Origin of the sequence: Metasolibacillus fluoroglycofenilyticus, assembly GCF_003049645.1 — a bacterium.
In the GTDB taxonomy this organism is placed as follows: domain Bacteria; phylum Bacillota; class Bacilli; order Bacillales_A; family Planococcaceae; genus Metasolibacillus; species Metasolibacillus fluoroglycofenilyticus.
Genome location: NZ_PYWK01000001.1, coordinates 1 through 19,535, shown reverse-complemented (window position 1 = coordinate 19,535; position 19,535 = coordinate 1). Strand labels below are relative to the sequence as shown.

Sequence of the window (19,535 nt, the reverse complement as noted above, 5' to 3'; positions counted from 1 at the left end):
ACTATTCTTTTGGTTCACGTTCAATTGGCGTTTCTTCAGTATGTTCAGGTACATTTGCCTCATCGCCGAATAACACAGGCTTTAATAAATCCTCGCCCGAGCCTTCAGCAAGTGGTACACGCGAACGATATGCTGCACGACAAACAAGATGTCCTGCAACAGGCGCGGTAATAAACACGAAAATAATTCCTAAAATTAAACGGATACTTACATAGCCATCATGGCTCCAAAAATAGAGAAATGCACCGGAAAGACAGGCTAAGACTGACAAAGTGGCGCTTTTCGTTGCCGCATGTGAGCGTGTATATACATCTGGAAGTCGAATCATACCAAATGCGCTGACAACGCTAATAATTGCGCCAAAAAGAATCATCAACACTCCTAGCCACTCAACGATTTGATTTACGCTCAACGATAACACCCCTTTCAATATACTTAGAAAATGCTATCGTTCCGATAAATGCTAAAATACCTAAAATTAAAATTGCCTCTAAAAAGGCTTTTGTTGTCAATAAAATAGATACAATGGCAATAGAAGAAATCAAGTTAACACCTATTGTATCAAGCCCAATCGCACGGTCTGGCATAGAAGGTCCTACAATAACACGATAGAGGAGAAGCGCTATCGCAATCATAAATAAAACGAGCGAAACCAACAGGATTTTCTCAATCATTAACGTGTCACCTCCATAATTGCCTTCTCAAATTTCCCAATGGAGCGAAGTAACGTTTCCTTTGACTCTTCTATATCCATTGCATGAATGTAAAACATATCGCCTTCCTCCGTCACTTCCATCACTACAGAGCCTGGTGTCAATGTTAACAGTAGTGCTAATACTGTAATTTCCCAATCTCCTCGAAGCACTGTACGATATGTAATAATACCAGGTGTAATTTTTAATTGTGGCGTCATTACTTGCTGAATAACGGCAAAGCTCGACAAAGTAAGCTCGCGGATAAAAAGCATAATAAGTTTAAAAACTTTAAACACACGACGTAAATAAAACTGTGTGCCAAAAAAGCGATGCATCGCATATAAGATAAAAATGCCGACTAAGAAACCAGCTACAAATGTTGGAAAGCCCGCATTAGGATCGTCCTTCAATAAAAACCATAGTGCTGCGATAAATAAATTTAAAATAAATTGACCGAACATAGTACGCCCTCCTTCTACTTAGCTCCAAGAATTGCTTCAATATAAATAGCTGGATTAGCTAAAGTTCGCGCTGCATCCTCTACATATAGCGCAATTCCCTCTGCACCTAAGCCAAGTGCGACTATACAAAGCGCAAGCAACACAAATGATGCTGTCGCCCCTTTTGGAATAGGCTTTTTGTCCTCTTCACTGATAGACGTTTCTCCAAAAAATGCCGCTAGGAAAATACGAAGTAAAGAGTATAATACGATAATGCTCGAGCCGAATCCGATTGCTAATAAAACGTAAAAACCGCCTTCTATTGCCTGCTGACCAATTAACACCTTGCCGATAAAACCGCTTAAAGGGGGGATACCAGCCAATGCACACATGACAACAAAATAAATCCAGCCAAATAAAGGATAATGACGAATTAAACCGTTCATATTTTTCACAACAATCTCACCCGTTAAATACACCATCGTTCCAACAATTAAAAACAGCAAAGCCTTTGCCAGCATATCGTGAATCAAATAATAAATTGCTCCTGCAAAAGCTTGTTCTGTGCCAATTGCTAAGCCGATTAAAATAAAGCCCACACCGATAATTACATTATAGGAGGCAATTGTGCGTACATCGCGACCAGATAATGCACCTAAACAGCCAAGCACAATTGTAATTCCTGCCATTACGCCGATTAGCGTATGTGTAACAGTCGTATTCAATGCAAACATTAACGTAAATGTACGGAACAAGGCATAAATCCCAACTTTTGTTAAAAGAGCTGCAAATAAAGCTTGTACAGCAGTTGGCGGCACACTGTAAGAGCCCGGGAGCCAGAAAAATAGTAGCAATCCTGCTTTCAGACTAAAGACGATTAAAAATAAAATAGCAACCGTCGTTAATACAGGGTCTTGCCCTACTTCAGCAACACGCACTGCAATATGTGCCATGTTTAATGTTTTTAATGTGCCGTATAAAAACGCAAGTGCCACTAAAAATAGCCATGAGGCAACAACATTAATAAGGACATATTTTAATGATTCTCTTATCTGGAATTTTTCTCCACCAAGTGCAACAAGTACATACGAGGCCAATAGCATGACTTCGAAGCAGACGAACAAATTGAAAATATCACCTGTTAAAAATGAACCATTAACTCCTGCAATTAAAAACAACACAAACGGATAGAAAAACATTCGCTCATGACGCTCTCCAATTGTAGAAAAGGCATAAATTAAACAAATTGCTGTAACAATATTCGCTGTCAGTACGAGGAGTATTGAAAATGAATCTGCCACAAATAAAATGCCAAACGGAGGTAACCACCCACTAAAGTCAATCTTCATAATGCCATTTGTCTGTACTTCAAGAAGTAAAATAAACGCAATGATGCTCACCACAACAACCGTCACCAAGCTAACAATTCGCTGTAGGCGAATATTATGACGTAGGAAAACAAGTAAAATCGCTGTGATGATTGGAATAATAAGCGGTAATACAATAATATTACTCATCCGATGATCCCCCTAGCTTGCTGAAATCATCTGTTCCATTCGTACTATACATACGGTAGGCGAGTACTAAGACAAAGGCTGTGACTGCAAGGCTAATAACAATTGCTGTTAAAATAAGTGCCTGGGGAAGTGCATCTGTATACGGTCCGTCCGACTGGCTTAAAAGTGGGACATCCCCCTTTTTCAAGCCACCAACTGTTAAAATAAGTAGATGTGCTGCATGAGATAACACAGCAGTACCTAAAATAACACGAATTACTGTGCGTGAGAGGATTAAATAGGTTGCTACTGCAACTAGAATTCCTACTAATATAATTATTAAAGACTCCATACTATTCATCCTCACTTATACTTAAAATAATTGTCACAAGTGTGCCGATAACTGTCAAAGCTACACCTGCTTCAAAAATCATTACCGTTGATAAATGTGTCTCTCCTAACAGAGGAAGCTGAAAATAGCGATCAGCCTGCGTTAAAAATGGCACATTGAAAAAAATAGACGTAATCGCAGTGCCTGTTGCTAAAAGCACGCCAAATGCCGCTACTTTTTTAAAGTCAAATGGCATTCCTTTATGAACCGTTTCAATATCGTATGTTAAATACAATAAAACGATAGCAGAACCAAGTACAAGACCGCCAATAAAGCCACCACCGGGCGAGTTATGCCCTGCAAAGAAGAGATACATACCGAGCGTTAAAATAATAAAGACGACTGCCCTTACGACTGTGCGTAAAATGACATCATTAATTTTCAATATCCGTCTCTCCCTTCTTTGCTTTTAGCTTAATAAGCGAATATATACCTAAACCGGCAATAAATAATACAACGACCTCTAGCATCGTATCAAATGCACGAAAATCGCCTAAAATCGTATTGACGATATTTTTCCCACCCGCTAAATTATATGAATCCTCAAAGTAAGTAGAGATTGGAGCGAATTTCTCATAATGTAAAACCGTTAATCCAACAAGCGTTACTGTCGCTCCAACTAATATTGAAATGGTCGCCTTTGAAAATTTCACCGCACGCGACACATTTTCCTTCTTTAAATCAGGTAAGAATTTAAAACATAACAAGAATAGCGCCGTCGTTACTGACTCTACGACAAGCTGCGTCAACGCTAAATCTGGCGCTCGAAACACAACGAAGAAAAAGGCAACAGAATAGCCTAGCACACCGTTTAATAAAACTGATGTAATTCGCCCTTTTGTGAACAATAATGCTACAGCGGCAAAGACCATAATGAATAGCAAAATAAACTCATAGTACTCGACTGCTGAATCATTTGCTGGACTCCAAACAAATGCATCGCTCAGTACAAAGTAGCCTGCCACAATCGCAACAAATATTACATAAATATAAATGAAATAATACGTTAAGTTACCATTCATATATAAACGAGTAAACCAGCCTGATTTCGACTCACTAAAGCCAATAATGCGCTCATAATAAGCATTTAATGTGTACTTTTGAGAGAATAGCTGATACACTGCACGCCATTTTGGCAATGAACGGTATAGTAAAATACCAACGATGATAACACCGATTGTCATAAATAGCTCTGTGCCTATATGCAATGCTTTAATTGGCACTGTCAATTCCTCCACTGGGAAGGTTGGATAAATACTTTGCATCGCAGGACCTAAAATATTGCGACCTAAAATATTCGGGAAGAAGAAAATACCGATAACAAAAGCAATTAGTATAAATGGCGATATTAACATGCCAATTGGTGCTTCATGAGGTGGCTTTTCTAAACGATCCGGCTGAAGTTTGCCAAAAAACGTTCGCCCGACGATAATTACACAGTAAACGAAAGTAAATACGCTCGCTAGCCATGCGATAACAGGAAAGACGAAACCGAAGTTTTCAATAGAGAAGATATTTAATGTTAAAATATCCACAGTCGCTTTAAAAAACATCTCTTTACTTAAAAATCCATTAAATGGTGGTAAGCCAGCCATCGACATGCTTCCAATAATGGCAATTGTAAAGGTGAATGGCATTAATGCCATAAGTCCGCCTAATCGACGGATATCCCGCGTCCCTACTTCATGGTCAACAATTCCGACCATCATAAAGAGCGCCCCTTTAAAGGTTGAATGATTAATTAAATGGAAAAGCGCAGCAAATGTTGCCTGCGTATAAAGTAGTGACTCTTGGCTGTAACCGAGCGCGTGCCCAGCAGAGCCGAGGCCAAACAATGACATAATCAGACCAAGCTGACTAACTGTAGAATAGGCTAGAAGTGCCTTTAAATCGTATTGACGTACCGCATTAAACGAACCCCAAAACAATGTAACAATCCCGACTCCAGCCACCGTCCAAAACCATACTTCATGCCCACCAAATACGGGGGACATACGAGCTACTAAATAAATGCCAGCCTTAACCATCGTAGCTGAATGCAAGTAGGCACTAACTGGTGTTGGTGCTTCCATTGCATCTGGTAACCAAATATGGAATGGAAATTGTGCGGATTTTGTAAATGCACCTAAAAGGACTAAAATCATTGCCGGGATAAAGAGTGTATGCTCCTGAATCGTCCCTACATTTGCGATTAACTCACGTATGCTAAATGTCCCTGTAATTGTATATAAAGTTAAAAAACCTGCAAGCATTGCGACGCCACCTGTGACAGTAATCGTCATTGCTTTGCGTGCGCCAGCACGGGATGCCTTACGATGATGCCAAAACGCGATAAGTAAAAATGAGGATACGCTTGTTAGCTCCCAAAATGCATAAAGCACCATTAAGTGGTCTGAAAAAACAACGCCTAGCATAGCACCCATGAAAAGTAATAAGTAGCAATAAAAGTGGTGAAGTGATTCCTTCGTTGATAAATAAAAAATCGAGTACAAAATGACTAAGCTACCAACTCCGGTAATAAGCAAACCAAAAATTATGCTTAGCCCGTCCAAGTAGGTTGTAAAGCTTATGTTAAAAGAGGGGATCCACTCATAAGTTTTTGTAAATGTTTGTCCATTTGCTATACGAGGGATATATGTAGTTAATATACTAAATAAAACAACTGGCACAGCTAATACAAGCCAACCAATATGTACTTTCTTAAAGCGCCTATATATAAACGGAATAGCAGCCGCCATTATAAACGGTAAAAGTATTGCAAGTTCAACAATCATACGCCAAAACCTCCTAAATTCAGACTCATGCACTTTTTATAATGATTCAGCAAAAAACTTCCGCTTCTATGGGCTATGAAATGAATGCTTTATTTACTTTAATTCAGCGTGTATACACTCGCTGAAAAAGAGGAACTCAGTCTAAGAACATCGCATACTAAGATAGCGACCGAGTGACCAACATCATGTTGGCTCAAACCCTGACGGATATAACAGATTTTGAAAAGAGGCCTGTGTGATGCGGGTCGGTTAACCGCAGTCGTAGAACGTAACCGTTTTAGGTTTACTTCCACTAAACAGCTCATGAAAATCTGGATTAACTACGCCAAGACGCAATTGATAATAGCTTTAAAACCTTTAGCTAAAACATTGCTAAAAACAAGTTTTTTTATTCATTATTCTTTACGTAATTATTTTAAAGCAATTTGTTGCCAATTCACTTGACTAACGCTACAACTCATAGCATAATAGTGTGTCATAAAGAGCACAATCTATTTTAGTCAAATTAATTTTTTATATACAGTGCCCTGAGCAAATCAAAAAAACATCATATAAGAAAAGTATACACTAGAATATGGCGAAATGCACTGTAAGGGCTTCGATTTTAGCTCATTTACACTTGATTTTTCAAAGTTTGATTACGTGGGTGCCGTGTTTACAAATATAATAAAGAGGTGCAAAATCATCATGAAGCATGTTAAAAGCAGAATGGACGAAAGTATTTTAGTTTGTGTATATTACGGACTTAATGGCGAACGTCTAATCCGTCGAGGACATAAGCTCGCGACATTACTTGACTGTCCTCTATATGTTTTAACAGTAGATGCCAAACCACTCGATGCATTCGACGCTGAAAAGTCAGGTTACATTGAGCATTGGCAGCAACTGACAAGTGAGTTAGAGGTGGAAGATTTTATTATCCGTGATAACGAAAAGCTACCAATTCATAAAGTAATTACAGAAGTAGCAATGCAATATAATATTACACAAATTATTGTAGGGCAAAGCGCTCAAAGCCGTTGGGAAGAAATTACGAAAGGCTCGTTCTTAAACGTTTTACTGCGTGAAATTCCTTTTGTTGATTTCCATATCGTAGCGGTAAAGCGCCCAACAGAGGATGAATCATTAGATATTTATGAAAAAGGCATACGCGCTTATTTAATTCATGAAAATGAAGAGTATAAAGTAGCCTTCACCTGCCCAAAATTTGCTCATCTTGAAGGCATCTTTTTCAAGGAAATTGGCACAGATTTCGACAATGGTATTTTTAAATTTACGTATGAGCGTAAAATGCATGAATTGGATATCGTAGAGGGAGTAGTAACAGACCCTCATATTATTCCAACACAATGCAAGCCATCACTAACTCGTTAAACAAAAATAAAGCGTCCAAAAAGCCGTTTGATTGTCGGCATTTTGAACGCTTTTGTTGATGTTTTATCTCAAAAAAATAGAGAAAGCTTTCTTTGAAAAAGAGAGAAACACTGATTTCAGCGATATTTCTCCTTAGTAAAAAAGCGCTGTTATAAAAATCGGACAGCCCAATAGACTTTCTCTTATGCTTCAGCATTTGCTGCTTTATCCTTTGGTAGCAGAAACGCCACTAATAGTAATACAGATAAGCAGGAGACGCCTATAATTGTCGGTGTAATTCCGTATAAATCAATTAGCTTACCTGTAGCAATAGCGCCAATTGCTCCCATTCCAAACGAAAGCCCTACTGTTAAGCCCGCCATTGTTCCAATTTTACTTGGCACAAGCTCCTGCGCATAAACAACCGTCACTGAGAAACTAATCATAATTAATGTACCGATAATGATGAGTAATACTGGTACAAGCCATAGAGGCACATACGGCAATATTAAGCAAAAAGGCATTGGTGCTACTACCGATAAAAGAATGACATTTTTACGCCCAATACAGTCTGATAAAGGACCTCCAAAAAATGTACCTACGACACCGCAAGCCATGAAAATAAAAATAAAAATTTGCCCTACTGTAATCGTCAATCCATACGTTTCCGCTAAGTAAAATACATAAAAGCTCGTAATATTTGTCGTATAAAAAGAACGAGCAAAAATAATAATAAATAACAATAATAAAGCGATACTCACCTGCTTTTTCGTCAACGGTGGCAATGATGAAATAAGCTGGCGTTTTACCTTTGACAACTTTTCTGCCTCTAGCTGTTCCTTATACCACTTAGCAATTTTTGTTAACATCACAATACCAATTGCCGATAAGGCTAAAACAATAGAGGCTCCCTTCATACCGAATGGTAAAAGGATGAAGGCACTAATAAGAGGTGCTAATGCCTGTCCCGAATTGCCTCCTACTTGATAAATCGACTGTGCTAAGCCGCGCTTCGTTCCAGCGGCCATATAAGAGACACGCGAACCTTCAGGATGAAAGACCGCTGAGCCAAGCCCTAAAAACAACACGGCAATTAAAATCATCCAATAGCTACTTGCGACAATTAGCATAGCCACACCGATAAACGAGCTAACCATTCCTATTGGCAAGGCAAATGGCATCGGTTTTTTATCTGTAATAAAGCCAACGACAGGCTGCAAAACAGAAGCAAACATATTTAACACAAAGGATATTAATCCTAATTGTGTAAAGGTTAATCCTAAATTATCCACTAAAAGTGGGAACATCGCAGGTACAACAGACTGCATTGTATCGTTAATTAAATGACAAATGCCAATGGCGACCATCATCGCGTAAATTGGCTGATTATATTTAGTGGTTGTATTCATAATTCATATTCACGCTTTCTATGCTGTATAGCATATGTACTTTTCGCCCATGCTAATGTAGTAAGGAGTGATACACATGGACATCGGCGAGATTAATTTTTGGGAAATGCTATTTCGTACAACGGTTACTTTTATTGCCCTGCTCATTTTAGCTAGAATTATTGGTAAAAAACAATTAAGCCAATTAACATTTTTCCACTATACAACAGGCATCACCTTTGGCTCAATTGCAGGTGAAATATCTTCTCAAAAAGAGACACCTTTTTGGGATGGTATGATCTCCTTAATTTGGTGGTCTATTTTAACTATTTTACTAAGTGCCATCGCATTAAAATCGACAAAAATACGCGTGCTCGTTGATGATAAACCAACAATCATTATACACAACGGCGTTATTTTAGAAGAAAACTTAAAGAAAGCAAGACTCCATTTAGATGAGCTGACAATGCTGTTGCGTGAGCAAAGTATTTTTTCAGTCAATGAGGTTGCCTATGCTGTTTTTGAAACAAACGGTGAGCTAAGCGTTATGAAAAAGCCATCCTTTGCTGAGGCAACAAAAAAGGATACACAGGCAAATTTAACACCACCTCTGTGCATGCCAACAGAAGTAATTTCCAATGGACATATCATCTATGAAAACTTGCAGCAGCTCAATTTGACAGAAGAATGGCTATTGAAAAAATTGCGCAATAAAAAAGTAGAAGCTGTTGAGCATGTTCTTTTTGCACAAGTGTTAGAAGACCACTCGCTCTTTGTCAGCACAAGAGCTAATCAACCTTCATAATATCAATTGGCGTCACCATCCCAATCAATTTTTGCTGCGGGCGACCATGCTCTGTAATTAACAATGCCTCATAGCGTTGCCCGCGCTCTACTCCTTCCTTAAAAATTTCCTCTGCCTCGTAAATTGTCATCATTTTGCTAATAAATTTATAATTTTTAAGTTTTTTTTCGTGTAACAAAATATCTTGTAGTGTAACGCGATTCGACCAATTTCTTTGCCCCATTGAAATGGCAAGCCAGTTCGTTATCCCGACCGTCGTAATTAATCCTTGAAACTTTTGTCCCGAATATACGGGAAATTGCGTATATTTATGCTTACGAATAATTTTTAACATATATGTAAGTGAATCTGTTGTTTGAAATACCGTTACGCGCTTTCGAAATAGTTGCCCAACAAGCTTTGGCTTCGCTAGTGCCGAATCAATTGCCTCAATAGCTTCAACAATTTGGATGTGCGGCTCTGCAATAATAAATTCAATCGCTGTCCGATGATGCACAATAGCATTACGTAAATCAGCATAGGCCCGTAAATCATCCTCATATTTCTGCACAAGCGGGTTTTTCCTACGCGCACGGTCAAGCAGTCGATAAAACGGCATAAACTCTTTTACATCCACTATTTCACGCAATGTATGGTCAATTCTATTAAAAGCTGTTATAAAGCGATCAGAGTTTGTAGACATTTAGTCCCTCCTTCCTAGACACTATTAAGTTATATTATAGTCTTAATTTTCGGATTTTGAAATATTGTGCCTAAAGATGAAAAGAAACGTCCGAAAAGTGTGCTTGGGCACTGCTTTTCGGACGTTTTAATGGAGTTTTAATTAATTACGCCTCGGCGTAATTGCGTTCAGATTTCTCAAGCTGTTTGGTGGAAGTTTATCTAAAACTGTGACATTCGCCGGAGATTTAACTTCTTTCAGTGCAACTATCGCTAGTGGGAAACTTCTGTACCTGTCACTACGGTTTTGTATAAAAAGTTAAACGGTTGTAAACAGTGAGTCTAACAATTCCCCCTAAAATAAGTAAAAACCAAATTTTTGTTTTATCGAAGATGAATTAGGCTTTTTGGGTAGTCCCACTCTAGCTTTTTTATCATTTATACAGTTTTTCCAATGCCTCACGCATATTTGGGCGAATATTCGCCGATTGTCGCACTTCTTTTACCATTTGCTCAGCACTTTCCAAATCATTGGCTAGTCCTAGCTCTAACAGGGCTGCTGTTGCCATCACGCTCGCCCTGCCATTGCCGCTACCACAATGGATAAAAATGTTTTTCCCTGACTCATACGCTTCCTTAATACTTGTTGCTCCAGCTTCAATACTATCAGCTAAATGCTGCTCTACTATTGCTGCATGGACAATTGGGCATGCAGGTACTTCTGCATCTTGCACCGAATTCACACGGACATCATAGACTATATCAATATTTTCATTGTCAACTACCTCTTGTGCATCCGCCGCGCCTCCTAAATAAATTCTTCCTTTTACTAATTCATCGTAGCCCATCTTTTCCCCTCCTATTAATTGCGTCCCACCAACTCTAGTCCAAATTTTTTCGAGCTGGCAAGTGAATCTCTTCAAAACCTGTGACATTCGGCGAAGGCTTTAATTTCTTTCATCAGCTCTAGCTTCTGTATAAACATTCGCTAAAAGCTAGGTGTGCCTGTCGCCTTGCTTTCGGTACAAAATAATTTGCTTCTGCGGTTACTTGTCGCAGTAAACATTACTGAAAGACGTTACAGTAAATCTTTAATCTCCTCATATTGTGGCAATGCTGTTAAAGCACCTGGCTTTGTTGCCGCTAATGCACCTAATTTATTGCCAAAAGCAACACATGCTGTGATTTCCTCTACTGTTGTAGGTAAACCGTTATAATGCACATAGCGCAATACACCTGCCATAAACGCATCACCAGCACCTGTTGTGTCAACGGCTATAATTTTTTCAGCAGGCACATGAATCGTCTCGCCATTTAATATTGCATAAGAACCTTCTGCTCCAACGGTAATCAAAATAATTGGTACAAGCAATGCATCAAGTGCTGCAATTCCTTCCTCAATCGTATCCGTTTGCGTTAAGAAAAATAGCTCCTCATCTGTTAGCTTTAAAATATCTGCATCCTCAAAAAAATTAGTAACTATTTCGCGACAAATCGCCTCGCTTTGCCAACGTAGTGGTCTAATATTAGCATCAATTGCAATAATTGCCCCGTGCTCCTTCGCTAGCTCAACCGCCGCTATCGTCGTTGCCAATGCTGTTGGATGAAACATCGTACCCGAGCATACATTAAAAATCGATGCGCGCTTAAATGCCTCTAGCTGAAGCTGCTCCTCCATCACCTGTAAATCTGGTGTCTCATCAATATACTCTTTAAAAATTCGCTCGCCGCCCTCTGTTAAATGTACATAGACACCACTTACACGCTTCTCTGGTGCATAAACAGCGTAATCAAGATTAACCCCCTCATTGGTAATTTCATTACGAACAAATACAGATGTTTCATCATCACCTGTAATCGTAATTAAAGCTGATGGTGCACCAATACGGCTTATACCCGCTGCGACATTAATCGTTGCACCACCTAAATATTTTGTAAATGTTGTATTTGTTATATCGTCTGCGATGTAATCAACAAACGCATCTCCATAAATAAGAATAACATCTTTATTTGACTGGCTCATTTTGACCTTCTAACCTCCGAAATTATGCTTTCTTTAGATTACCACGAAATTAAGGCTTCAATCAATTACACCTCAGCGTAATTGCATCCAGATTTTTTCGAGTTCAGAGAAAGTCCTTTTTATAAAGTAAGACTTATCTCCGCAGAGACTTTGACAGGCTGTTAGTACGAAATCAATCGAAATTACAGCCTTTCCTTAATAATTTTGCTATACTACTATAAGACGTCCTGTCGACTTGAGCTATCAAAAGGCTAGGGTACGTTAACAACAAAGAAATTTTTATAAAAGGTTATTACTTTAACAGAACACAACTGAATCGTCTAAAAATCGTGTCTTCTACGATTTTCAGACGCATTTCAAAGAAAGAAGCGATAGATAATGGACATTTATATTCAACAAGCGCAACCTACAGATGCGGAACAAATCGCACCACTTATTTACGATGCAATTGGTGATATCGCACATCGCTTAACAGGAGAAGCAGAGGAGCAGGCTGTATTAGCAGCATTAGCAGCACTAATTAAACGATCAGACAATCGCCATAGCTATTTATACACATATATCGCCAAACAAGCTGACTCACTTCTTGGCATTGCGGTACTCTATGATGGTCTCACTGCACAAACACTTGATGCGAACCTATCCGCCTGGCTGAAAACGAAAAATGCCCCTGCAATCATTGATGCTGAAGCACATGATGATGAGTTCTATATTGATACAGTATGCGTAACACCAAATTCACGCGGCTTAGGAATTGGCACAAAGCTCCTGCATTTCGCGGAAGAGCAGGCGTTCGAAAAAGGCTATAAAAAGCTTTCTTTAAATGTAGAGCTAGAAAAAGAGCAAGCACGTGCTCTATATGAACGACTTGGCTTCGTAATTACAGAACGCTGGACAATTATCGATGAGCCATTTCACCACATGGTAAAATCACTTTCATCATGAAAAAACTCATTTTCCCTTTATTGGTTGTTATCGCATCAAGTAGCTATGGTATTTTATCGACAATTGTAAAGGTTGCAATGCAGTATGGCTTTACAACAGCGGAGGCTATCACGAGCCAATATGTCGTTGGTTTTTTCCTTGCCCTTCTACTGTTTGTCGTGACCCAGCGCACTTTGCCAAAAGTTAATAAATCAGGTGCAATGATTTTATTACTTGCTGGCTCATTAACAGCTACTACGGGTATTGTATATGGACATTCCTTAAATTATTTACCAGCTTCGCTAGCTGTCGTGCTGCTATTCCAATTTACATGGATTGGTCTCTTTATTGATTGCGCCTTGCATAAGCGTTTCCCAAGCCGAGCAGAAGGAATTTCGCTTATTTTTCTAATCGGTGGAACCATTTTTGCGGCAGGTATTGTCGATGTAGACTTATCCGCTATCGCTTGGCAAGGATGGGCACTAGGCTTATTAGCTGCATTAAGCTTCGCTTTATTTATTCAAATAAACTCTAGACAGGTTGAAGGTGTTACAATGATTTCTCGTACCTTCCTCGTATCGCTCGTAGCACTAATTGTTATTAGCGTTGCACTAACACCTGAAATTGTATGGAATGGTCAATTATTCGGTGCAGGTCTTTGGAAATTTGGTTTGGCTCTTGGATTATTCGGCATCATTCTACCAATTTTATTATTCTCCATTGCTGTGCCAAAAGTAGGCGGTAGCCTTGCCTCTATTTTAAGCGCGATGGAGCTACCTGTAGCCATTTTGGCATCTATGATTGTGCTAAAGGAAGCACTATCCATACTCCAATTTGTCGGCATCGCTCTCGTGTTAATCGGAATGATTTTACCTTCATATTTATCGATGAAGAAAGATGAAAAAAAAGCTGCCCAGAAGGTGGGATGAAACACTGACCCTTCTAGCAGCTTTTTTTATTCTTCGCTTGGTAACTCATAATCATAGCGTTCGCCAAATGTCTTTTTCAAAAACTGGTGTGCCTCCAACTTCGTCTCAACTGTAATTGCTGAATAAACCTTCGCTAACGCAGCCGTAATTATTAAAACATCATCCGTTAAACCTACGAGTGGCAAAATATCTGCAATGATATCAAAAGGTAAAATAAAATAACCCAATGCACCTAAAATAATTAATTTATTAGCCTTTGACATATCGGGGCTTTTAACGGCAAAAAACAATGTACTTGCTGCATGCAATGTTGACATTCCTAATTTTAACCCTGATGCCTTTACCTTCGTTAAAAACTTATCATTAGAGAAATGCTTGTCCTTATTTGCAATCACTTTTTCCATATCCATTCCTCCTTACATAATAAAAGAAAGTACTACAAAGCCCCTGCAAGATTGTAGCCCAAATGTAGTACTTGCCTATATGTACGGATATTCTTAAAAAAAGTTTCAACACTATTGTCTTTTTCACCCGATAAAAAAATAGGAAGGGGTGATTAGCGTGTACAAAATTGAAGAGCTTTCATCTATTTTTAGTGCGATTCCAAGCACTCATCAGCCTCTCATATTAGCATTGCAGCAAGCTGCCGCACATATTAATGATTATCCAGCACGCTCTTTACAGCATTCTCGTGAATCGTTAGGTATTATTATAAAAGATATGTATGAGAAAAAAATGCTGCAATCAGTTGCACATGTTGCGCTACGCACTTTATTAAAAGATAAAACATTCATAGCAAAAGTTCAGCCAAGTCGCATTTATTTATTAATGAATCTTGTCCAGCAAATGACGACCACACAGATAAATTCGCAGAACGATACAAAAGCAGCACAAATTGTCCTCGACTATCTAATGGATATATGTGAATGGTATTTAAGCGAACTTCAGGAAGGTGAGGAATTATCCTCTTCAGCTCTCATTCTTAAGCAAGTTAATGAGCTAGATACTGAAAGCTTTGAAGCAATGACTCAATGGTTTTTAGTAGCGGCTACTGCGGGAGATGCTAGTGCTCAATATAATTTAGGCGTTCTTTATAATCATGGAAAAGGCGTAGCTCAAAATTACGAGGAGGCTGTAAAGTGGTACTCCCTAGCTGCTACGCAAAATAATGCGGATGCGCAATACGCATTGGGCGTACTATATGAATTGGGTCTTGGTGCTCCACAAAACTACCAACGCGCTGCCGAGCTTTACAAACTTGCCGCTCAAGATGGCAATGCAGACGCTCAATACAATTTAGGTTCACTTTACAATCATGGAAAGGGCGTGGCACAAAACTACACAGAGGCTGCCAAATGGTATCAGCTTGCAGCAGATCAAGGCAACACAAGTGCACTCAATAACTTGGGCTTCTTGTACCACAACGGAACAGGTGTAGAGCAAAATTTTAAGCAAGCAATTAAGCTCTTTTCCAAAGCTGCTCAAGCAGGTGATGCTAGTGCCCAATACAATTTAGGCTATATGTACAGCAAAGGGCGTGGTATTACTACTAACTTTAAAGAAGCTGCGAAATGGTTTTTAAATGCTGCTCTGCAAAACCACACGAACGCACAGTTTCAACTTGCATTGCTATACCGTGCAGGAGATGGAGTCGAAAAAAATATTGATGAGGCTCTCAAATGGCTCTTACTCGCTGCCAACGCTAATCATACAAATGCGCAATACACGCTCGGTCTTATGTATAAGCTCCAAAACACCAAGACATCCACAAAGAAAGCCATTGATTGGCTCTCGAAAGCTGCTGCGAATGAGCATATTAGCGCTTGCTATGATTTAGCAATGCTTTATAAAAAAATGGATAATGACAACCCGCTTTTTATGAAATGGTTAAAGCGCGCAGCAGTTCATGGCAATGCAGATGCCCAATTTGAAGTAGCAATTTACTATATGCAGAATCAAAATTACCAGGAGGCTATTAAATGGCTTCAATCCGCTGCCGAACAACATCATCTACAAGCTGAATACGAGCTAGGCTTACTGTATGAGCAAGGTCTTGGTGTCGAGAAAAGTTATGATGAAGCCCGCCACTGCTATCGTCTCGCTGCTGAACGTGGGCATATGCTAGCACAGTATAAGCTTGGCAATATTTTCGATAAAGGGCTAGGTGTCGACATCGATTACACTGAAGCTGCGAAATGGATTTTACTTTCAGCTTCTAAAGGTTATTCAAAAGCACAATTTCAGCTTGCACAAATGTATGCAAACGGCGAGGGAGTATCACATGATTATGCAGAGGCAGCGAAATGGTACAGACGAGCTGCCACTAATGGGCATGTAAAGGCACAATTTCAACTAGGCATGCTTTATAAAAAAGGACTTGGCGTCGCACAGAATTATACTGAAGCCACCTACTGGCTTAAAAAATCAATCCAATAACTATTTCAATAAGGCTATCGGGAATACACCATTTCCGATAGCCTTATTATGTTGACTTACTTCTCGACTTTCAAATCACATTCTTCTAACGGAAGAAGTCTCGTTTTATATTTGATTTTATAACCAATCCATAGCAGTAAGAATAACGGAATACCAATATATGAAACAAGTACCCCATACCAATCAATTGCCCCACCGGTAAATGCTGTATAATTTTGACCAAGCACAACGATTAAACAAATCGTTAATGCAAATAGCGGACCTAATGGATACCATCTCGCTTTATAGGGCAATAAGGATAAATCCTTGCCCTGCACAACAAATGCACGACGGAATCGATAATGGCTATAAGCAATCCCAAGCCATGCGATAAAGCCCGACATTCCTGAAGCATTCAGTAACCATATATATACAACCCCATCGCCAAAGAAAGATGCTAAAAAGGCTAAACTTCCCACTGCTAATGTCGCCATTAACGCATACACAGGAATACCTCGACGACTTAACTTCGTGAAAAATTTCGGTGCTTTTCCTTCTACCGCTAGCTGCCAAAGCATACGAGAAGCTGCATACAACCCTGAATTTCCTGCTGACAACATCGCAGTTAAGATGATGGCATTCATAAAAGAAGCTGCTACAGCAATCCCTAAGCGGTCAAACACTAAAGTAAATGGCGATACCGCAATATCCTCGGATAACAAGCGCTCATCTGTAAAAGGGATGAGCAGCCCAATAGCTGCTATAGCTAAAATATAAAACAATAAAATACGCCAAAACACTGATTTTACAGCCTTCGGAATATTTTTCCCAGGATTATCTGTCTCACCAGCTGTAACACCTAATAGCTCTGTTCCTTGAAAAGAGAATCCTGCCGCAAGGAAAATACCAAACATCGCTAAAAACCCACCATGGAATGGTCCATCACTAATAAAGAAATTCGTAAAGCCTACTGGCGCCTCCCCACCTAAAATACCAAAAATCATTAAAAAGCTAACAATAATAAAAACAATTACAGTTGCTACTTTAATCATCGCAAACCAATATTCACTTTCCCCATAGCTTTTCACAGATAAAAGATTAAATGCTAGTACGATAACAATAAACAGCACCGTCCAAAGCCCTGACGAACTATTTGGAAACCAATACTTCATAATCAAAGATACTGCTGCAATTTCTGCCGCAATCGTAATCGCCCAGTTATACCAGTAGTTCCACCCTAATGCAAAGCCCAACGCCGGATCGACAAATTTACTAGCATATGTACTAAATGACCCTGATGACGGCATATAGGCTGCCATTTCTCCTAAACTTGTCATTAAAAAAAATACCATCACACCAATCAAAGCATAAGCTAATAATGCACCTCCAGGGCCCGCCTGCGCAATTGCACCTCCACTCGCTAAAAACAGCCCTGTGCCAATAGTTCCTCCTAAAGAAATCATTGTAATATGACGACTTTTTAGTGCTTTTTGCAGCTTTGGCGCTTTATTACCAAGCTGATTAATTTTAATATCACTCACTTTATAGCTTCCTTCCTAATTTTAAGACAAAAAAATACCATCACAAGATTTTGTGATGGCTATATTCGTTCTTAGTTTTTTCTTTGATAGCTCAACACGTCATCTAAAACAAACGTGACAGTTCTGCTCCTTTCGAACGCAGCCCCAGCATGAAGGTTACAAGTACCTTCAAACTTCGGCAATATTTCCTTTCCACTAACTTCATCAATGCTTGCCATTTCCATTAGTGTACTCTTAAATATCGCGACCTCTACCTCAATCAACTTTGAGGTTCATTATTAAATTTACAACGCATATTATTTTAACATAATAATTATTCAATTGCAACCATTGTCCAAAAGCTTCCAAAAGGGAAGCGTTCACCCCCGCAAAATAGAGCCAACCAATGTGTATCTATTAAAAAATGTTTACTCCTATAAAACAGGCCGATTAGTATCCAATATTTACATAATCAACGCAACTGATATTTTAACGTTCTATCAGTAGATTTTGCTTTTCTATGGGTGTACTTTTATATTCTATCAGTAATTTTGATGTTTCTATCAGTACGTTTTTGAATTCTATCAGCTACTTTGGCAGTTCTATCAATAGATTATTAAAAAACAGGCGACTATTTAGCAATTGTTTGATAATTAGCTACGGAATCAGTATCGCTTTTTCAAAAAGTTTGCTCACAAAATGAGAAAAACACCGAATTTAGAAGTGATTTCTTTAATAGAAAATGAAAGCAGATATTTTAAGATTATTTATAAACCCCGATAGTTAGTTATTCCATGTTTTTATGAGTTTATTCCACGTTTTTCAACTTTTATTCCATGTTTTCTGAGATTTATTCCATGTTCGCTCTTTTTCTTCTTGGTAACTTCCTTTTTTCCATACAAAAAAACCACTGATTCCTCAGTGGTTTTGATTGCGAAGCAATGTCCTACTCTCACAGGAGCACCCCCAACTACCATCGACGCTTCAACGCAGCACAGCTGAGCCGCGGATTCCTTCGTTGTCCGCGTCGCTTGCGGTACTCATGTGCGATGCACATTCCGCTCCGTGCTCCTTGGCGCCTCGGACTCCTTGCTCTTCTGCACTGCTTCAGCTTGTATTCGATTAAAAGTGTTTGCAATTGTTTGCCTCCGATTACGCGCCGAGCCGACCTTCGGTCTTTGGTAGTTGGCGGCCTCTTTTTCCATACAAAAAAACCACTGATTTCTCAGTGGTTTTGATTGCGAAGCAATGTCCTACTCTCACAGGGGGAAGCCCCCAACTACCATCGGCGCTAAAGAGCTTAACTTCCGTGTTCGGTATGGGAACGGGTGTGACCTCTTTGCCATCATTACTTCACTTGCACATGGGTGTGCTGGCGTCTACGTTACCACAGGATGTGGTGCTTTTAGTAGACGTTCCTTACTCGGCTTCCAATCTACTGCGCTACTCTTCGTCAACTGCACTCGCTCATTCAGTCATGTACTTTAGTACATTCCTTCAATCGCTCCTTTGTTTCCTCGATTAGCTTGTGTCTTGAAATCCTTGTTTTTAGAAAGTGTTTGTTCTTTCAAAACTGGATAAACGAACATTGAAACAAGTTTTAATTGTGGTTAAGTCCTCGATCGATTAGTATTCGTCAGCTCCATGTGTCGCCACACTTCCACCTCGAACCTATCTACCTCATCGTCTTTGAGGGATCTTACTTACTTGCGTAATGGGAAA

General features: G+C 39.3%; 18 protein-coding genes, 2 rRNA genes and 1 riboswitch. Of the genes, 5 read left to right on the top strand and 15 right to left on the bottom strand.

Annotated features, from left to right (window positions below):
• Position 1: 1 nt before the first annotated feature.
• From C9J36_RS00100 to C9J36_RS00070, 7 genes are read right to left on the bottom strand one after another with little or no spacing between them, the layout of a single operon-like run.
• The gene (locus C9J36_RS00100) at positions 2-412 is read right to left on the bottom strand and encodes a Na+/H+ antiporter subunit G (RefSeq protein WP_066170695.1); all 411 of its coding nucleotides are present in this window, start codon (positions 410-412) and stop codon (positions 2-4) included.
• Positions 390-674, bottom strand: coding sequence for a Na(+)/H(+) antiporter subunit F1 (locus C9J36_RS00095; protein WP_066170698.1), 285 nt, complete (start codon positions 672-674; stop codon positions 390-392). The genes C9J36_RS00100 and C9J36_RS00095 overlap by 23 nt, the downstream gene beginning before the upstream one ends.
• Positions 674-1,156 (bottom strand): Na+/H+ antiporter subunit E, encoded by a 483-nt coding sequence (locus C9J36_RS00090; RefSeq protein ID WP_066170702.1) that lies wholly within the window; start codon positions 1,154-1,156, stop codon positions 674-676. The genes C9J36_RS00095 and C9J36_RS00090 overlap by 1 nt, the downstream gene beginning before the upstream one ends.
• 14 nt (positions 1,157-1,170) lie before the next feature.
• Positions 1,171-2,652 carry a Na+/H+ antiporter subunit D gene (locus tag C9J36_RS00085; protein WP_107941758.1) on the bottom strand — a complete coding sequence of 494 codons (1,482 nt, stop codon included), beginning with the start codon at positions 2,650-2,652 and terminating at the stop codon, positions 1,171-1,173.
• Complete coding sequence (locus C9J36_RS00080) at positions 2,645-2,983, bottom strand: Na(+)/H(+) antiporter subunit C (RefSeq protein WP_066170709.1); 339 nt, start codon at positions 2,981-2,983, stop codon at positions 2,645-2,647. Before C9J36_RS00080 ends, C9J36_RS00085 begins: the two co-directional genes overlap by 8 nt.
• Before the next feature lies 1 nt (position 2,984).
• Positions 2,985-3,407 (bottom strand): Na(+)/H(+) antiporter subunit B, encoded by a 423-nt coding sequence (locus C9J36_RS00075; protein WP_066170712.1) that lies wholly within the window; start codon positions 3,405-3,407, stop codon positions 2,985-2,987.
• Positions 3,397-5,796: a Na+/H+ antiporter subunit A gene (locus C9J36_RS00070; protein ID WP_107941756.1), complete on the bottom strand. Its 2,400-nt coding sequence runs from the start codon at positions 5,794-5,796 to the stop codon at positions 3,397-3,399. Before C9J36_RS00070 ends, C9J36_RS00075 begins: the two co-directional genes overlap by 11 nt.
• 687 nt (positions 5,797-6,483) lie before the next feature.
• Between C9J36_RS00070 and C9J36_RS00065 the strand changes: the two genes are divergently transcribed.
• On the top strand, positions 6,484-7,170 hold the full coding sequence (locus C9J36_RS00065; RefSeq protein ID WP_066170718.1) for an adenine nucleotide alpha hydrolase family protein: 687 nt from the start codon (positions 6,484-6,486) through the stop codon (positions 7,168-7,170).
• Positions 7,171-7,352: 182 nt separating this feature from the next.
• On the opposite strand, the gene C9J36_RS00060 is transcribed toward C9J36_RS00065, so the two are convergent.
• Positions 7,353-8,558: an MFS transporter gene (locus C9J36_RS00060; RefSeq protein ID WP_201261874.1), complete on the bottom strand. Its 1,206-nt coding sequence runs from the start codon at positions 8,556-8,558 to the stop codon at positions 7,353-7,355.
• A gap of 76 nt (positions 8,559-8,634) precedes the next feature.
• On the opposite strand from C9J36_RS00060, the gene C9J36_RS00055 reads away from it, so the two are divergent.
• Complete coding sequence (locus tag C9J36_RS00055; RefSeq protein ID WP_235615984.1) at positions 8,635-9,342, top strand: YetF domain-containing protein; 708 nt, start codon at positions 8,635-8,637, stop codon at positions 9,340-9,342.
• Here the strand turns inward: C9J36_RS00055 and C9J36_RS00050 are convergent.
• From C9J36_RS00050 to C9J36_RS00040, 3 genes are all read right to left on the bottom strand, one after another.
• On the bottom strand, positions 9,326-10,024 hold the full coding sequence (locus tag C9J36_RS00050) for a CBS domain-containing protein (RefSeq protein ID WP_107941752.1): 699 nt from the start codon (positions 10,022-10,024) through the stop codon (positions 9,326-9,328). The genes C9J36_RS00055 and C9J36_RS00050 overlap by 17 nt on opposite strands.
• A 412-nt stretch (positions 10,025-10,436) precedes the next feature.
• Positions 10,437-10,850, bottom strand: coding sequence for a protein-tyrosine phosphatase family protein (locus C9J36_RS00045; protein ID WP_107941750.1), 414 nt, complete (start codon positions 10,848-10,850; stop codon positions 10,437-10,439).
• A gap of 230 nt (positions 10,851-11,080) precedes the next feature.
• A complete protein-coding gene (locus tag C9J36_RS00040; RefSeq protein WP_107941748.1) occupies positions 11,081-12,025 on the bottom strand; it encodes a carbohydrate kinase family protein in 945 nt (314 codons plus the stop codon).
• Positions 12,026-12,403: 378 nt separating this feature from the next.
• On the opposite strand from C9J36_RS00040, the gene C9J36_RS00035 reads away from it, so the two are divergent.
• The gene (locus tag C9J36_RS00035; RefSeq protein ID WP_107941746.1) at positions 12,404-12,970 is read left to right on the top strand and encodes a GNAT family N-acetyltransferase; all 567 of its coding nucleotides are present in this window, start codon (positions 12,404-12,406) and stop codon (positions 12,968-12,970) included.
• On the top strand, positions 12,967-13,878 hold the full coding sequence (locus C9J36_RS00030; protein WP_430010616.1) for an EamA family transporter: 912 nt from the start codon (positions 12,967-12,969) through the stop codon (positions 13,876-13,878). The genes C9J36_RS00035 and C9J36_RS00030 overlap by 4 nt, the downstream gene beginning before the upstream one ends.
• A gap of 26 nt (positions 13,879-13,904) precedes the next feature.
• Here the strand turns inward: C9J36_RS00030 and C9J36_RS00025 are convergent, their stop codons facing one another.
• Positions 13,905-14,282 (bottom strand): YkvA family protein, encoded by a 378-nt coding sequence (locus tag C9J36_RS00025; protein ID WP_235615983.1) that lies wholly within the window; start codon positions 14,280-14,282, stop codon positions 13,905-13,907.
• Between the two features lie 157 nt (positions 14,283-14,439).
• Between C9J36_RS00025 and C9J36_RS00020 the strand changes: the two genes are divergently transcribed.
• A complete protein-coding gene (locus tag C9J36_RS00020) occupies positions 14,440-16,314 on the top strand; it encodes a tetratricopeptide repeat protein (RefSeq protein WP_107941741.1) in 1,875 nt (624 codons plus the stop codon).
• Positions 16,315-16,370: 56 nt separating this feature from the next.
• Here C9J36_RS00020 and C9J36_RS00015 read toward each other — a convergent pair whose 3' ends face one another.
• From C9J36_RS00015 to C9J36_RS00005, 3 genes are all read right to left on the bottom strand, one after another.
• Positions 16,371-17,834 (bottom strand): amino acid permease, encoded by a 1,464-nt coding sequence (locus C9J36_RS00015; protein ID WP_107941739.1) that lies wholly within the window; start codon positions 17,832-17,834, stop codon positions 16,371-16,373.
• A gap of 79 nt (positions 17,835-17,913) precedes the next feature.
• Positions 17,914-18,095, bottom strand: a riboswitch (Lysine riboswitch).
• 958 nt (positions 18,096-19,053) lie between these two features.
• A 5S ribosomal RNA gene (rrf, locus tag C9J36_RS00010) occupies positions 19,054-19,169 on the bottom strand.
• Between the two features lie 250 nt (positions 19,170-19,419).
• Positions 19,420-19,535 (bottom strand): 23S ribosomal RNA (locus tag C9J36_RS00005); the annotation flags it as partial.

Coding starts and splice junctions, on each gene's coding strand:
- C9J36_RS00095 (WP_066170698.1), bottom strand. CDS start 674: ATGATTGAGAAAATCCTGTTGGTTTCGCTCGTTTTATTTATGATTGCG.
- C9J36_RS00090 (WP_066170702.1), bottom strand. CDS start 1,156: ATGTTCGGTCAATTTATTTTAAATTTATTTATCGCAGCACTATGGTTT.
- C9J36_RS00085 (WP_107941758.1), bottom strand. CDS start 2,652: ATGAGTAATATTATTGTATTACCGCTTATTATTCCAATCATCACAGCG.
- C9J36_RS00080 (WP_066170709.1), bottom strand. CDS start 2,983: ATGGAGTCTTTAATAATTATATTAGTAGGAATTCTAGTTGCAGTAGCA.
- C9J36_RS00070 (WP_107941756.1), bottom strand. CDS start 5,796: ATGATTGTTGAACTTGCAATACTTTTACCGTTTATAATGGCGGCTGCT.
- C9J36_RS00065 (WP_066170718.1), top strand. CDS start 6,484: ATGAAGCATGTTAAAAGCAGAATGGACGAAAGTATTTTAGTTTGTGTA.
- C9J36_RS00060 (WP_201261874.1), bottom strand. CDS start 8,558: ATGAATACAACCACTAAATATAATCAGCCAATTTACGCGATGATGGTC.
- C9J36_RS00055 (WP_235615984.1), top strand. CDS start 8,635: ATGGACATCGGCGAGATTAATTTTTGGGAAATGCTATTTCGTACAACG.
- C9J36_RS00050 (WP_107941752.1), bottom strand. CDS start 10,024: ATGTCTACAAACTCTGATCGCTTTATAACAGCTTTTAATAGAATTGAC.
- C9J36_RS00045 (WP_107941750.1), bottom strand. CDS start 10,850: ATGGGCTACGATGAATTAGTAAAAGGAAGAATTTATTTAGGAGGCGCG.
- C9J36_RS00040 (WP_107941748.1), bottom strand. CDS start 12,025: ATGAGCCAGTCAAATAAAGATGTTATTCTTATTTATGGAGATGCGTTT.
- C9J36_RS00035 (WP_107941746.1), top strand. CDS start 12,404: ATGGACATTTATATTCAACAAGCGCAACCTACAGATGCGGAACAAATC.
- C9J36_RS00030 (WP_430010616.1), top strand. CDS start 12,967: ATGAAAAAACTCATTTTCCCTTTATTGGTTGTTATCGCATCAAGTAGC.
- C9J36_RS00025 (WP_235615983.1), bottom strand. CDS start 14,282: ATGGAAAAAGTGATTGCAAATAAGGACAAGCATTTCTCTAATGATAAG.